The sequence below is a fragment of the Nocardia albiluteola genome (assembly GCF_018860155.1).
Taxonomy (GTDB): Bacteria; Actinomycetota; Actinomycetes; order Mycobacteriales; family Mycobacteriaceae; genus Nocardia; species Nocardia albiluteola.
Window position 1 is genome coordinate 354,906 of sequence record NZ_JAHKNI010000008.1, and the last position, 14,033, is coordinate 368,938.

Annotated in this window: 13 protein-coding genes and 1 pseudogene; 6 read left to right on the plus strand and 8 right to left on the minus strand. The window is 65.9% G+C overall.

Annotated features, from left to right (window positions below):
- Positions 1-189 precede the first annotated feature (189 nt).
- A pseudogene (locus KO481_RS45015) lies at positions 190-363 on the minus strand (ISKra4 family transposase); the annotation flags it as partial.
- A gap of 81 nt (positions 364-444) precedes the next feature.
- Here KO481_RS45015 and KO481_RS25045 point away from each other — a divergent pair.
- From KO481_RS25045 to KO481_RS25055, 3 genes are all read left to right on the plus strand, one after another.
- A complete protein-coding gene (locus KO481_RS25045; protein ID WP_215920204.1) occupies positions 445-681 on the plus strand; it encodes a hypothetical protein in 237 nt (78 codons plus the stop codon).
- 885 nt (positions 682-1,566) lie between these two features.
- Entirely contained in the window at positions 1,567-2,616 is a 1,050-nt protein-coding gene (locus KO481_RS25050) for an amidohydrolase family protein (RefSeq protein ID WP_215920205.1), read from the plus strand.
- Positions 2,613-4,109, plus strand: a complete 1,497-nt coding sequence (locus KO481_RS25055) for an aldehyde dehydrogenase family protein (RefSeq protein WP_245401445.1) — start codon at positions 2,613-2,615, stop codon at positions 4,107-4,109. Before KO481_RS25050 ends, KO481_RS25055 begins: the two co-directional genes overlap by 4 nt.
- Here KO481_RS25055 and KO481_RS25060 read toward each other — a convergent pair whose 3' ends face one another.
- Positions 4,110-5,030, minus strand: a complete 921-nt coding sequence (locus KO481_RS25060; RefSeq protein WP_215920207.1) for a LysR family transcriptional regulator — start codon at positions 5,028-5,030, stop codon at positions 4,110-4,112. It abuts the gene before it with no gap.
- A 70-nt stretch (positions 5,031-5,100) separates the two neighbouring features.
- Between KO481_RS25060 and KO481_RS25065 the strand changes: the two genes are divergently transcribed.
- Positions 5,101-6,132: an amidohydrolase family protein gene (locus KO481_RS25065; RefSeq protein WP_215920209.1), complete on the plus strand. Its 1,032-nt coding sequence runs from the start codon at positions 5,101-5,103 to the stop codon at positions 6,130-6,132.
- A 311-nt stretch (positions 6,133-6,443) separates the two neighbouring features.
- Here the strand turns inward: KO481_RS25065 and KO481_RS25070 are convergent, their stop codons facing one another.
- The 4 genes from KO481_RS25070 to KO481_RS25085 form a co-directional block, all read right to left on the minus strand.
- Positions 6,444-7,064 carry a sensor histidine kinase gene (locus tag KO481_RS25070; RefSeq protein WP_281066191.1) on the minus strand — a complete coding sequence of 207 codons (621 nt, stop codon included), beginning with the start codon at positions 7,062-7,064 and terminating at the stop codon, positions 6,444-6,446.
- 24 nt (positions 7,065-7,088) lie between these two features.
- On the minus strand, positions 7,089-7,649 hold the full coding sequence (locus tag KO481_RS25075) for a hypothetical protein (RefSeq protein ID WP_215920213.1): 561 nt from the start codon (positions 7,647-7,649) through the stop codon (positions 7,089-7,091).
- Between the two features lie 159 nt (positions 7,650-7,808).
- Positions 7,809-8,987, minus strand: a complete 1,179-nt coding sequence (locus tag KO481_RS25080; protein ID WP_215920418.1) for an IS701 family transposase — start codon at positions 8,985-8,987, stop codon at positions 7,809-7,811.
- Positions 8,988-9,062: 75 nt separating this feature from the next.
- The gene (locus KO481_RS25085; RefSeq protein WP_215920216.1) at positions 9,063-9,821 is read right to left on the minus strand and encodes a class I SAM-dependent methyltransferase; all 759 of its coding nucleotides are present in this window, start codon (positions 9,819-9,821) and stop codon (positions 9,063-9,065) included.
- Between the two features lie 192 nt (positions 9,822-10,013).
- Between KO481_RS25085 and KO481_RS25090 the strand changes: the two genes are divergently transcribed.
- A complete protein-coding gene (locus KO481_RS25090) occupies positions 10,014-10,364 on the plus strand; it encodes a nitroreductase family deazaflavin-dependent oxidoreductase (RefSeq protein ID WP_215920218.1) in 351 nt (116 codons plus the stop codon).
- Here the strand turns inward: KO481_RS25090 and KO481_RS25095 are convergent.
- A complete protein-coding gene (locus KO481_RS25095) occupies positions 10,333-11,109 on the minus strand; it encodes an SDR family NAD(P)-dependent oxidoreductase (RefSeq protein WP_245401446.1) in 777 nt (258 codons plus the stop codon). The genes KO481_RS25090 and KO481_RS25095 overlap by 32 nt on opposite strands.
- Positions 11,110-11,271: 162 nt before the next feature.
- On the opposite strand from KO481_RS25095, the gene KO481_RS25100 reads away from it, so the two are divergent.
- Positions 11,272-11,592 (plus strand): YciI family protein, encoded by a 321-nt coding sequence (locus tag KO481_RS25100; RefSeq protein ID WP_215920220.1) that lies wholly within the window; start codon positions 11,272-11,274, stop codon positions 11,590-11,592.
- 106 nt (positions 11,593-11,698) lie between these two features.
- Here the strand turns inward: KO481_RS25100 and cysS are convergent, their stop codons facing one another.
- The gene (cysS, locus tag KO481_RS25105) at positions 11,699-13,087 is read right to left on the minus strand and encodes a cysteine--tRNA ligase (RefSeq protein WP_215920222.1); all 1,389 of its coding nucleotides are present in this window, start codon (positions 13,085-13,087) and stop codon (positions 11,699-11,701) included.
- Positions 13,088-14,033: the final 946 nt, after the last annotated feature.

Below are 14,033 nucleotides of genomic sequence, written 5' to 3' on the forward strand. Positions count from 1 at the left end.
TGCTAGATGGTATGGTACGCCAAAATATGGCACATGTCTCGGCGAAGTTCGAGTCGGAGTACGGCGATCGGGGGCCGTGCCCTGGTGGGCCGACTCCTACCAGGTGCGTTTGCAAGCAGATTCGCTTGACACGGAGCCTGCTCTCGTCGAAAGTCGCAGTGCGTCAACGTCGATGGGTGCAGCTCGCTCTGCTCTGAGTGTGAGGATGGCCGCGGCGCCGTTTAATCCCCATCTGGCGCTACTGATTTCGAGGCGGTCGCCGATGGTATGGCGGGTTGCTCCCTCGATGACTCCGGTGGCGATCGGCCAGCCTTGGTTCAGGGCTTTCTCGTAGTGAAGGCAGTCCGCGTGCCCGCGCAGGTAGCCGACGACAGCCGCAGTTCCTTTCCGCTTATCGGTGGTCAGATCGGTGGTCGCGGCCCATGTTTCGATGGCGTCGGCGACTTGGCGAGCACGACCCAGGTCCTGGCGTGGGTGGGATCGCGGGCTTGGGCGTGGTCGGACGCGGTGGCCTGTTCGGGGGTGCGGGCCAGTGATCCGGTCAGCCACTTGCCGACCGCGTGCGGTCCGGGTCTCGAGGCGCGGTCGCCGCTGCGTGCCCGGGCCCAATACCGTGGCCAGCATGCGGGTATGGCCGCGTTCGAGACGGTGACGACCCGCCGGATACTCACCGGCGCGTAACCCTGTCCCACCCGACTCGTTCTATCGCTTTCAGTCATGCTGCTGGTGATGATCAGCCCCCGAAGCACCCGGATGAACACCCGCAGCCTCGCTGTGGGACGGAGGTTGGTGTCAGAGTCCCCTCCGGACACCAGAAGAGACGGAAGCCGTTGCACTGCAACGGCTTCCGTCGTATTCATAGGCGGTATGCGTGTCGAACCCCCCACAAGAAGCACGTCGAGTGGTCGAGCAGTCCTGCATTCATTCAGCGGTGCCGAGTACCGCGACTTTTCGATTCGAGAGTCACGTGAATCGCGGGTGCGCAGGGCCGTAGCGGATGTCCAGCCGACGGCGCGCGGGCCGGTGGTCGCAAGCACGTGAATTCGCGGCGGTGATCGTGGACAACTGGAGAAGGACGACATGGCCGGCGACGCGCGCACAATATCCGGCGATGCGCCCACGGTATTGCGGAAACTACTGGCCGAGCCCCGCCTATTGTGTGCACCCAGCGTCTTCGAGAGCCTCGGCGCCCATCTGGTCCGGCAAGCCGGGCTCTCCATGGTGTAGGGCGAACTTGCTACACGATCTGTGACCGGTTCTCCCGTGCCCCCGATTCCAGCAGGCCACTCCTCGACGCTGACCGAATCATGGCATGTCACGTTTCGGTCGTGTAGCGCCGATCTCCCGATTTGGCACAACTAGGCTCCGGCGACGATCGGTACTGCCGGATCGGTGAGGTTGTTAAACGCAGGCTGAATAACCCGGATCAGCTGGTGCGGTGAGGCATCGGCCGTTTTCGCTGCGGGCCGGTCGCGCGATCGTCCCGCAGCGGTACCCAAATCTGTCGATTCTCCTCATCGACAACATGAGCTTCCTTTGCGATGCTTGTCACCCGACGATGGATGCATGACCGAATCTCTGCATACGGTGGATATGCATGCGCACGTGTGGCTGTCGGAAGGTGATCGGCTCGTCGCACATCTGCCGGGCTTCGCCGCGCAGGCCGAACTGGACTTGCGGCGAGCCGGACCCGCGTCGGCGGCCGTCAGCGCCGACAACATCGCGGCGCGGCGGGATCTGCTCACCGATGCCGCGACGAGATTGCGGCATATGGACCGCACCGGGGTCGATGTCCAGGTGGTGTCGGTATCGCCGACCCAGTTCCACCCTTGGGCCGAGGCAGGGCCGGCATGGGATCTGGCGCAGGCGATCAACGTCGGGGTGGCGCGCCACTGTGCCCGCTCACCCGGTCGACTCATCGGGCTCGGCGTGGCGCCCCTCCGGCACCCCGAGGTCGCTGTCGCCGCGCTCGAGGATGCTGTGCACCGCGGGTTGCGTGGGGTCGAAATATCCTCGCACGCACCATATTCCGGACGACCGATCGAGCTGTCCGAGCCCGCCTTGGAGCCGCTGTGGACCCGGGCCGAGCAACTTGGGGCACTGATCTTCCTACACCCCTGGGGCTGCACCCTCGACGAGCGCCTCGACCGCTGGTACCTGTCCAATTCGATCGGACAGCCCGTGGAACACGCCGTCGCCCTGGCACACTTGATCCTGTCCGGGGTTCTGGACCGCCACCCGGACCTGCACGTGCTCGCCGCACACGGCGGCGGCTACCTCCCTGCACAGGCCGCCCGGCTCGACTTCGCCTGGCACAACCGGCCCGACGCCCGCAGCAGCGCCGAGCCACCGAGCAGCTATCTGCGCCGAATGTGGTTCGACTCGCTGGTTTACACCCCGGACGCACTGCGGCATCTGGTCACCGCGGTCGGTCCGGAACGAGTCGTGCTCGGCTCGGATTACCCGTTCGACATGGGCGTCGACAACCCAGGACAGCGGCTCGACGAAGCCGGTCTGGATGCCGAGCATACCGCGATGATCCGGTGCGGCAACGCGTCCCAGCTCGGTGTGCTGTCCGGTGCCGAATTCTCTCTCTCAGAATGGAAACCCTCATGAGCACTGCCGCCGTCAACGCCGACATCCTGCACACCCGCTGGTCGTCCAAGGACGAGGGCGACCGCTTCACCGTGACCGATCCGGCCACCGGGGCGCCGCTTGTCGTCGTTCAGGGCGCGGGTGAGAAAGAGGTGGACCGCGCCGTTCGTACCACGCACGCCGCGCAGCCGCGCTGGAAGGCCCGTACACCACGCGAACGCGGCCGATGGCTGCATGCGATAGCCGACGCCGTCCGCGAGCACGCCGACGAGATCGCCGCGTTGGAGACCAGCGACAACGGCAAACCGCTGAGTCAATCGCGCCGGTTCGACGTGGAGGCGGCCATCGCGATCTTCGAGCTGTTCGCCGGCCTGTGCGAGGCCATGCCCGGCGGATTGCGCGATGCGGGAACGACCCTCGACCTGACGCTGCTCGAGCCGTTCGGCGTCGTCGCGGCCATTGTGCCGTTCAACTGGCCGCCCTTGCACACCGCGGGCAAGCTCGCGCCCGCGCTGGCGGCCGGGAATGCGGTGGTGCTCAAAGCACCGGAGCAGGCGCCGCTGTCGATGCTGAGGGTGATCGAACTCGCCCAGGCCGTCCTGCCGGACGATGTCGTGCACGTAGTGCCCGGTACCGGGCGCATCGGTGCCACGCTTGCTGGGCACGAGTTGGTCGGCAAGATCTCCTTCACCGGTGCACCGAGTACCGGCCGGGCCGTATTGCACACCGCCGCAGACCGTCTGACTCCCGCGCTGATGGAACTGGGCGGCAAGAATCCGTTCCTGATCTTCCCGGACGCCGATCTGGACGCGGCGATCCCGTGGGCAATCGAGGCCGGCTTCTTCAATCAGGGCGAGGCGTGCACCGCGGGCTCGCGAATCCTCGTGCACGCCGACATCCACGACGAGGTCGCCGGGCGGCTCGCCGCCGCGGTGCGGAAGCTGCGTGTCGGCCGGGGATCGGACGCCGGTACCCATGTCGGTCCGCTGGTCACTGAGGCCCAGCGCCGGCGTGTGCTCGACTACATCGGCATCGGCGTCGCCGAGGGCGCGACGATCGCCGCGCAGGCCGACCTGCCCTCCGAACCCGACCTGGCCGGAGGCTATTTCGTTCGTCCCACCCTGTTCACCGGGGTCACCCGGGAGATGCGCATCGCCACCGAGGAGATATTCGGTCCCGTCATCGCCCTGCTGCCGTTCGGGGACGAGGCCGAGGCGATCAGCATCGCCAACGACACCGAATTCGGTTTGGTCGCCGGGATTTTCACCGCAGACTCGGCACGGGCGCTCCGCGTGGCCCGTGCGGTCCGGGCCGGTATCGTCTTCGTCAACAACTACGACCGCGCGTTCACCGGGACACCGTTCGGCGGCGTCGGCTCCAGTGGCTTCGGCCGCGAACACGCTCTCGAGACACTGCACGAGTTCGGTTACAGCAAGAGCCTGCGGATGCCCTCCGGCAGTGGCGAATTCACGCACTGGCCGCCGGCTCTCGAGGTCACCTGGAAAGCAGACTGATCAATTCAGTTGTGCGGCAACCTCGCCGAGCACGGCGCGAAACCACGCGTGCCCGGCGTCGGTGTCGTGGATCGGATGCCACCAGAACGCCTCGACCAGGGGAACAGCGTCGAAAGGCAGCTCGAGGGTCCGGATGCCGAGGGCGGCGGCGACCGACTTGGCAACCCTGTGCTGCATCATCGCGATACCGCCGGTGTTGCGTACCAGATACGGCATCGCCAGGAACGAGTCGGCCGTCGCGCACACCCGCGGCACCACACCCAGCAGTTCCATCTGCCGCCAGGCCGAGCCGCGTCCCAGCGGATCATCGAAGGTAGACACCCACGGCAGGCGGGATAGGTCGGCCATGGTCAGCTCGGACCCGATCGCAGGATTGTCCGCGCTGGTAATACAGACCCAGCGATCGCGGTACAGGTCCCGGGTGCGGGGCAGGTCCAGATAGCCGCGCGGCATGAAAACCCCGTCCACCGTCCGGGCGAACTCGGGTGGCCGGTTCAATGTCTCGGGGGTCACCGGGCGGAACCGCACCGCTGTCCCGGGCGCGCGCTCGGACAGCAGCGCCACCAGCCGCGCGCCCGCGACGCTGATCCCGTAATCCGAAGAAACAACGGTGAATACGCGATCCGATCCCGCCGGATCGAACTGTGACCGCGCCGCGAACACCCGCTCAACCGCGGCCACGGCCACGCTCACCAACGGCAGCAGCTGCTCGGCGAAGGGGGTGAGCCGATAGTGGTTGCCGACCCGGGTGAGCAATTCGTCACCGAACAGGCGCCGCAACCGCGCCAGCGCCGCCGACAGCGTCGGCTGGGTGCGTTCGAGCCGGGCGGCCGCGCCGGTCACGGTCCGCTCGACGAGCAATGCGTGCAATGCGTACAGGTGGTTGTTGTCCAGCCCGCGCAGTTCCTCACCGGCATCCATAGAACAAATCTATATCGAGTAGCGCTAATATAGGGTTCCTTTGCCATGCCCATCGGGGCAGCGTGGAGGTATGACCGCTGTCTGGATCGACGTACACGCCCACTACACGCCGCCGATGACCGAGGACCAGCGCGAGGCCGCCTGGCACTCCCAGCGGGAGGCGTGTTTCCTTGCGCCGCAACCATATTTGTGGACACCCGAGCTGGCTCTGGCCGAGATGGACCGTGCCGGGACCACGATGCAGCTGCTGAGTTATCTGCCCCGCACCATCGAAGCGCTGCGGGCCTCCAACGAGTACGGCGCATCCCTGGTACGCCGGCATCCGGATCGGTTCGGCCTGCTGCTGGCGCTGCCCACGGACGATCTCGACGCCGCCATGGCCGAGGTGACGCGGGCCGAGGAACTCGGCGCCGACGGCTTCGCGGTCACGTGCTGTCGCAACGGGGTATACCTCGGCAATCCGAGCCTGCGCCCGCTGTGGGCCGAGCTGGACCGCCGCGGCGCGGTCGTCTTCGCCCATCCCGACGCCTACGCCCCCGGAGCCCAGGGCCGCCCTGCGCCGCTGCTGGAGGTCGGCTTCGAGACGACCCGCACCATCGTCGACATGCTCTACGCCGGAATCTTCCGCGACTACCCGAATGTGCGCCTGATCGTCGCACACTGCGGTGGGGGCGGTGCACTGCCCGCGATGTCGGGACGGCTCGAACTGCTCGGCGCCGAGTCCTGGGTCCCGAATCCGAACGCGGTGACCCGCACCGAGATTCGCCAGCAGCTAGCCCGCCTGTATCTCGATACAGCCGCGACCGGCCTGCCCTCGTCGCTGGCTGCGGCCCTGACCATGATTCCACCCAGCCACCTGCTCTACGGATCCGATTCCGGGGTTCCGTGCAGTACTCCGGAAACCATCGATATCAACAGGCAGGCCCTGCTGAACTTCCCCGGACTGCCCCCGGAACAGCGAGAAGACGTCGGCCGCAACGCATTACAGCTGTTTCCCGGCGCGGCTGCCCGCCTGGGCAAAGCTGGGAAAGCATCGAGGAATACCGCCTCGACCGGTCCGGACTCCGATACATGCCCCACACCGCCCTGGCCACACCGGTAACACTCGCCGTCACCTTCGACACCCTCCACCGCCGCTGACGACCCGTCCGCAGCGTGCTTGACCGGCCGCCGATGGCCGGACGCCGCTTTGATGGCGGCCGATCTCTGTGCGGCCCGAATCCTCGGTACGGTAGCCACGCGCCCCCCGCCTGCAGCGAACCGGCGATCGACTCCTCGCCGGGCATAGGTGGTCAGCACGATCACCGCGGCGGCCAGATGCTCTCGGACGATCCGCCGGGTGGCCGCAACCCCGTCCCCTCGCGCATGATCTGCTGATCATCGGCCACGAGTACCCGGATTCCGGTGTGGGCCTCACTCATCGGGTATCTCCGCGGTTACCCGCCAGTCGCGGCCGTCCCGGCCCGGTTCGGCGGACAGGGTGCCGCCGGCCAACGCGATCCGTTCGCGCATTCCGGTCAGGCCGTACCCGCCGCCTCTGCCCGGCGTGCGTTCCATCCCGGCGGGAATCGGGTCGTTGAGCAGCGGATTGCACACCGACAGCCGCACGCGCTCCCGGCCGAAGGTCAGGGCGATGCTCACCGACGTCCCCGGCGCGTGCCTGCCCGCGTTGGTCAGTGCCTCGCGAGCCGTGCGCAGCAGTGATATCGCCACCGCCGACCGCACGGCCCGTGGCTTACCATCGACTGTGAGGTCCACCGCCATGTGGTGGTCACGCCGGTATCCCGCGACGAGCCCGCGTATCGCCTCGACCAGCGGAGGGACGTCGTCGCGCAGGGCGGCGACCGCGCCGCGGGCCTCGGTCAATCCGTCCTGGGCCAGGCGTTGGGACCGGCGTACGTGGGTCAGGGCAGCGGGCACATCGCCCTTCTCGGTCAGCAGGCCCTCGGCGACGTCGAGTTGCACGGTCAGCGCGCCCAGGGAGTGTGCCAGCACGTCGTGCATCTCCCGCGCGATGCGGCCGCGCTCATCCAGCGCGGCCGCGCGCGCCTGCTCCTGCTATGTGAGCCGGGTCTGCTCGAGCAGCAGCCTGCTCTGGCGGGCCTGTATGCGATTCTGGCGGCGATACAGGCCGACCATCAACATGACCGCCACCAGTGCGCCTTGGGTGAGTAGGTGCCTGGCAATCCGCCCGAGGGCCAGATCGCCGACCGTCAGCACTGCGAAGGCGACGACAAAGGTAGAGAAGATCAGCCGGGTACTCATCGCACGCTGGTTGCCGAATATGGCGATCACCACCCCCATCGTGATGATGGGGGTGGTGACGGGAGCGGCATCGGACCACCAGCCGGTTGGTACGGCGGAGATGATCACGCAGGCGACCAGTGCCGGTACCGCGATTCGAGGGAACCGTCCGATGCACAAGGCGAATACCACCCAAGCGCCGTAGGCGACACCGAGGGTGATCCACAGCCACCGCGCTACCGGGTGGATATTGTTGGCGTACACCAGGTTCACCGCGAGAAACGCGGTCACGGCGATCCGGGCCACGGGGGTGTTCTCCGGATCGCGGAGTCTTACGACTACCTCGGTCCGCGACAACAGGTGTAGCAAACTCACAAGATCACGAAGTGCGGCTGGAGCGTTAGCACGACAGTTGTATTTCGTTGTTTCATAATCGGTTTCGTTGATGTCGGAGGTTGCGGACGTAGGTCTGGTGATGTCGGCGCCACCGGCAGACTGCGAGGGCGTGAGTGAGGGTGCGGGCTGGGTGCAGCACTATCGCCAGGAGACGGCGGATGTCGGCGACTGTGAGTCGGCCCAGCCCGCGTGGGCTTTTGGGTCGGTGGCGGCGGTGACGGCGAGGAAGGCGTGGGCGAGCATGGCCAAGGTGATGTGGCGGTACCAGGGGTGCCATTTGCGGACCTGGTAGTGGTCGAGGCCGCATTGGTCCTTGGCGGCTTGGAAGCATTCTTCGACCGCCCACCTGGCTCCTGCGACGGCCACGACTTGCTCGCGGGTGACGGTATCGGGGTGAAAGCACAGGTAGTAGGCGATATCGGTGGGGTCGTCGAGGCTTCGGCGGGCCAGCAGAGTGCGCGTGAATCCGGCCGGCAGGTCACCGAAGGACGGCAGGGTGGCCCATGCCCAGTCGTATACGCGTTCCCCACGCTCCCCGAGTCCGGCCGAAACCCTGTGCCAGGCCTCGGCGGGTGCGCGGCCGACGAGGGTGTCGACGCGGCGGCGGCCGTCCAGATCGTCCACCGTCTGCCGGACGGGAACTTCGACGACGTAGGACAGTCGGCGGGTTTCGCAGAAGGCCCGGAACCGGCCGACGCGCCCGTAGGCCGCATCGGCGGCGACCCATCCGGCGGCCACACCGGCGTCCAGAGTTCGGGCGATCATTGCCTCTGCCAGTCGCGGCTTCGTCAAAACTCCTTGACTGCAACGGTTCTCGGGTATCCCAGCATCTCGACATCGATCCGGATCACCGATCCACGCTTCGGGGAGATAGAGCTCTCGATCGATCAATGCCCGCCCGGACTTGCCGGCGTAAGCCAGGAACACACCGAGCTGAGAATTTTCCACACGCCCCGCTGTGCCCGAGTATTGCCGCTGGACACCGGCCGATTTCACACCCTTCTTGAGAAATCCCGTCTCGTCCGGCACCAGGACGCCGTCCGGGCAAGCCAGCGCCTCAGCCACGTACGAACGCAGACGATCACGCAGCTCGTCGGCCTCCCACCGGGCTCGGTTCAATAAATGCTGCAACCCATCCGGCCCCACCGCGCCCGCAGCATCGGCCAGCTGCCAGGAGTTCTTGCGCTCCACCGGCGCCAGCAGACCGGTCAGATACGCCCGCGCCCACCGCCGCGGCTCGGACCGGAAGAACACTCCCGCCACCCGCGCGAACAGCTCATCAAACGCCGACCGCCACGCCGAAACATCCTCGTTCACAACATCATCCAGCACAGACGGACAAGCTAGCGCAAGATCAACCATCCTGCACCACAACGAAATACAACTGTCGTGTTAGTCGAGGCGGGTGGCGGCCACGGCCCACACCGGCAGGTGTACCCGGTTGTTTTTCAGCAACGGCGCAATCACCTGGAGTTGTTCTTGCATCGGCTTCATCCGCTCGGCCCATCCCGAATCGCCACTCATCTCCTTGGTGAGAAGGGCGAACGTCTCCGGGCTGAAGGTGCCTTGGTAAGTGGTGGTTCCCAGGTAGTCGATGCGCCACCCGGCCGCGGGAAGCACCCGGTCGAAATTCTCCGCCGGCAAACCCTCGGGCTGAAGGCCGTTGACGTTGTGGCGGCCAATTTCGAACATAAACAGTCGCGCCCCCGGTTTAGTGGCCCGGTGCAGGGCCTGCACGTACTGGGTCTGTGTTTGTTCGTCGTCGAGAAACACATGGTAGAACGCGCTGTCGACGACGGTGTCGAACCGATTCTCCAGGCCGTCGAGTCTGGTGGCATCGGCCACTTCGAAGTTCACCCTCACCCCGGCGCGCTCCGCGTTGCGCTTGGCCCGCTCGATCGCCGTCGGCGATGCGTCGATCCCGGTGGCCGAATAGCCCTTGGACGCGTAATGGATCGCGTGATGTCCCGGGCCGGTTCCGGGGTCCAGCACCTCACCCCGCACAGCGCCGTAGGCCACCAACTGTTGCACCACCGGCTGTGGGCCACCGATGTCCCAGGGGATCGATGCAGGAGAATCCTGCTCCGACGCCGCGTCACGGTACAGCGCTTCGAAGTCTGGCTGACCATCGTGGTTCGGTTCCTTGCTCATCACTCCTCCTTTGATTGCGGACGGGCCACACCTGAAGGGTCGTGCAAGAGATGAGACCAATGGTTCCGTAATTCGGTGGCAGACGCCACCGGACAGGCGGACATTCGAATTCATGGCCAAGCCGTATCGAGCATGGGGGGCGTAAGGGCGTCCAACGCGTGGATGCGGATCGTGATACGCGCTGGATTGCCGATGTGGACTTTCCGTGTCCTCACGGTGCCCGGGCGTCGCACCGGCCGCACGATCGAAACGCCGCTGGCGGTGTTCGAACAAGACGACCGGCGATATCTGGTGGCGGCCTACGGAACGGTCAACTGGGTGCGCAACCTGCGTGCGGCACAAGGGAAGGCGGCGCTGCGCCACGGCAAACACGTCGAGACCGTAACGGCCGTGGAATTGCCCGGCGATCATGCGGCCAGGGTGTTGCGCGCGTCGCTGGTGTCGGGACCGCCACGCGTTCCGAAACCCATTGTGGCGCTGCATCGTCGTGTCGGCCTGACCGCCTCGGCCACTACATCCACCCCCCGGACGCGTCGACGGTAGCTCCGGTGATGTAGGACGCCTCCGGGGACAGTAGGAACGCGGCGACTGCGGCTATTTCGGCGGGTTCAGCCAGCCTGCCGACGGCGTTCATCGATCTGATGACTGCATCGGCGGCAACGTCGCGCAATGCGGGCGGGGTGTAGCGCGCGCCGGCTTCGGCGGCCATGTCGGTGGCGGTGCCCCCGGGTGCGATCGCATTGATTGCGATGCCGCGTTCGGCCAGCTCGGGCGCCAGGTTGAGCACCATCGCCGAGACAGCGGCCTTGCTTGCCGCATACAGGGTGTGCTGGTAGACGCCGATGCGGGCGCTGATCGAGGAGGTCAGCAGGATCCGCCCGCCGCCGGTCATCGCCGCCGCGGCAGCCTGGGTGGCGAACAGCTGCCCAGCGACATTGATGTGAAAGATTCGGTCGAAGTCGGACAGCGTGATGGATTGCAGTGCGCCGAAGTGCTCGACACCGGCGTTGCTGGCCAGGATGTCCAGGCCGCCGAACGCCCCCACCGCTCGCCCCACCAGGTCGTGAGTTTGGGCGGGATCGCTGATGTCGGCGCGAAATGCCGCGACCTGGTGACCTTTGCCGGTCAGCTCGGTGACAAGTTTATCGGCCGAGGCCGCGTCGGCGACGTAGTTGACCGCGACCGCCGCGCCGTCGGCCGCCAGCCGCCGCGCGATCGCAGCGCCGATACCCCTGCTGCCACCGGTGACCAGTGCCCGCTTGCCCACCAGCCGTGGTTGTTCAGTCATGACGCCCTCATTCATTTTCGGACGAATTATTCCGCTCAACTTTGCTGAATCGGGCTGACAGGCTCTACGGTAACAGCAGACGGAATAATTCTTCGGGAGCTATAGCGGTCGCGTCGACACCCGGCACCAACCTCGTGCTAAATCATTCGATGAGGAGAATCGGTGAACTGGTATTTGGTGCTTCGCCACGACCCGCACCCGGTCGATGCCGACGACCCACTGCTCGAGCAGCACTTGAGCTGGATGCGCTCGCAGCACGATCACGGCACGGTCGTCATGTCCGGACCGGCGCGAGATCGCAGCACCGGCCTGTACGTGATGCGGGCGCACTCGCGAGACGACGCGGCCCGCGTCGCCGCCGAAGACCCCTTGGCGGCGCACCGGCAGGCCCGCATCGAGATCATCGAGTGGGAGGTGCACCAGATCCTGGGCACCGGTCCCTTCGACGTGGAGTCCCTGCGCGCCATGAGGCCTCGCGGCTAGTACTCCGCCACAACTCGACACGCGATCATTCGAAGCCCGGACTATCTCATGATCGGTTAGATTGATTCGTCAGCTCGAAGGTGGGTTCCCAGGGTATTTCCTGCGGCTACTTTTTGTGGAATGCCCAAGTCGGCCCTTCGGGGGTATCGGTCACGTCGATGTTGGCGGCGGCGAGTCGATCGCGCACTTTGTCGGCGGCGGGCCAGTCTTGGGCTGCGCGGGCTGACTCGCGCTGTTCGAGCTGTGCGGTTATTAGAGCGTTGAGGGCGTGCTGGGTTGCTGGGGAGTTCGTACGGTGGTCCCAGTGCGAGTTCAGTGGATCGAGTCCGAGAATGTCGAGCATTCCGCGCACCTGGGCGGCGATGTCGGCGGCTGTGGCTGTGTCGTTTCCGGCGAGCGCTTTGTTGCCTTCGGTTACGAGCTGGTGGATCTCGGCGAGAGCTTTGGGTACGCCGAGATCGTTGTTCAGCGCGTCGGCGAAGGCATCGGTCCACTTCCCTGCTGGCACGCCGTCGGCGTCATCGTTGACCTTGCGGACGAAGCTTTCCAGCCGCCGGTATGCGGCAGCGGCGTCGTCGAGTGCCTGCTCGGAGTACTCCAGCATCGACCTGTAGTGGGCGCTGCCCAGGTAATAGCGCAGCTCGACGGCCCGGACGTTTGTGAGCACGTTCGGCACGGACAGCACGTTGCCGAGCGATTTGGACATCTTCTCCCCGCCGAGGCTAACCCACCCGTTGTGTAGCCAATAGCGGGCGAAGCCGTCACCGGCGGCGCGGGATTGGGCGACTTCGTTCTCGTGATGTGGGAACAGCAGATCCATTCCGCCGCAGTGGATGTCGAACTCTGCACCGAGATAGGTGGTAGCCATGGCCGAGCACTCGACGTGCCACCCGGGTCGGCCTGGTCCCCACGGTGAGGGCCATACCGGCTCGCCCGGTTTGTGGGCCTTCCAGAGGGTGAAATCCTGGGGGTCGCGCTTGCCCATACCCAGGCTTTCACCTTGTTGCAGGTCTTCGGGGTTGAGCCGTGCGAGTGCGCCGTAGGCGGGGAAGCTGTGCACGTCGAAGTACACGTTGCCCGCGGCGGCATAGGCGTGGCGGGCGGCGATGAGCCGCTGGGTCAGCTCGATGATCTGGGTGATGTGCCCGGTCGCGCGAGGCTGCGCGGTTGGCGGCAGTATGCCGAGGGTGTCGTAGGCACGGTCGAAAGCGCGTTCGTAGGTGGCTGCCCATTCCCACCAGGGGCGGCTGGCCTCGGCGGCCTTGTGCAGGATCTTGTCGTTGATATCGGTGACGTTGCGTACGAAGGTCACCTGGTGGTCGGTGGCCCGGAGCCAACGGCGCAGCACGTCGAAGGCGACACCGCTGCGTACGTGTCCGATGTGAGGCTCGCTCTGCACGGTGGCCCCACACAGGTAAATCGTGGCCTGACCGGGGATCAGGGGGGTGAATTCCCGCAGGGTACGCGTGGCCGTGTCGAAGAGATGCAGCGTCACGGGCGACGATGCTACCGGCCGAGGTCCCGATTCGGGGCGTGCCGTCCTGGGCTCCGACATCATGACGCGAGTTGTTGTTGCGGTGTGGACTCAGGGCGGTCGTGATTTCGATCGGACCACCATTGCTGCCCTTCTGGGGGAAGGGTGTGAAGGGGGTCGTAGTAGGGGTACAGCCGACTCAGCGCCTCAGGGTCGGCGGCATCTAGCCATGGTGCGATAGTTCTTGGACCAGTACGAGATTCCGCGTATCCGGTCGTAGTGGGCCACCTGGTGTACCCAGCGCTTACCGACCATGGGTACATCGCACACGATCCGTGGTGTTGCGAAGCCCGGGAGGTACCCCATGATGTCCAGTTGCAGGGTTTGAGCCTCGGCGAGTGAGATACGCCAGTGTTCGCTGAAGGGGATCATGTCGCAGAGGTAGATGTAGTACGGCATGGATACCGCGATCGCGTGCGGTGCCGGCCAGTCGTGCGATCCCGGAGACTACGTGATCGTCGGCCCAGTGCTGGGGTAGGCCGATCAACGCCTTGCTCGCCAAACGGATGTCGCGGATGGAGTCGATGTCCAGCAGAGCGTCGACGAACGCTTCGAGCCGTGGCCACGGCAAGTTGGCCAGGTCTCCACCCGAGACCACGACATCCCGCACGGTCGGTGTTGCTCGCAGGTAGGCCAGCATCGCCTCCAGGCGCGCCTGCGGGGCGAGGGTGAGCGTCGGTGAGGCTCCCAGGTCCATCGATCGGAGCATCGACCGCCATCGTGTTGATCATGTGCGGCGTGATCAGCAGGGACATTGTCGCGTGCTCGCGCTGGTCGCGCTCGAGATCAGCGAAGAAGGTATCACTGAGCAGCTCCCCAGTGACGTTGCGGAGTTGCTGGAGGTTCTTGACACAGTGAGCCCGCTGCCACTGTGGCGAATTCCATTCCTGCTCAGTCATTTTCCGCC

What these genes read in the sequence shown, in the direction of transcription:
- KO481_RS25055 (WP_245401445.1), top strand. Translation starts at nt 2,613, where the DNA reads ATGAGCACTGCCGCCGTCAACGCCGACATCCTGCACACCCGCTGGTCG.
- KO481_RS25090 (WP_215920218.1), top strand. Translation starts at nt 10,014, where the DNA reads ATGTGGACTTTCCGTGTCCTCACGGTGCCCGGGCGTCGCACCGGCCGC.
- KO481_RS25065 (WP_215920209.1), top strand. Translation starts at nt 5,101, where the DNA reads ATGACCGCTGTCTGGATCGACGTACACGCCCACTACACGCCGCCGATG.
- KO481_RS25095 (WP_245401446.1), bottom strand. Translation starts at nt 11,109, where the DNA reads ATGACTGAACAACCACGGCTGGTGGGCAAGCGGGCACTGGTCACCGGT.
- KO481_RS25060 (WP_215920207.1), bottom strand. Translation starts at nt 5,030, where the DNA reads ATGGATGCCGGTGAGGAACTGCGCGGGCTGGACAACAACCACCTGTAC.
- KO481_RS25085 (WP_215920216.1), bottom strand. Translation starts at nt 9,821, where the DNA reads ATGAGCAAGGAACCGAACCACGATGGTCAGCCAGACTTCGAAGCGCTG.
- KO481_RS25050 (WP_215920205.1), top strand. Translation starts at nt 1,567, where the DNA reads ATGACCGAATCTCTGCATACGGTGGATATGCATGCGCACGTGTGGCTG.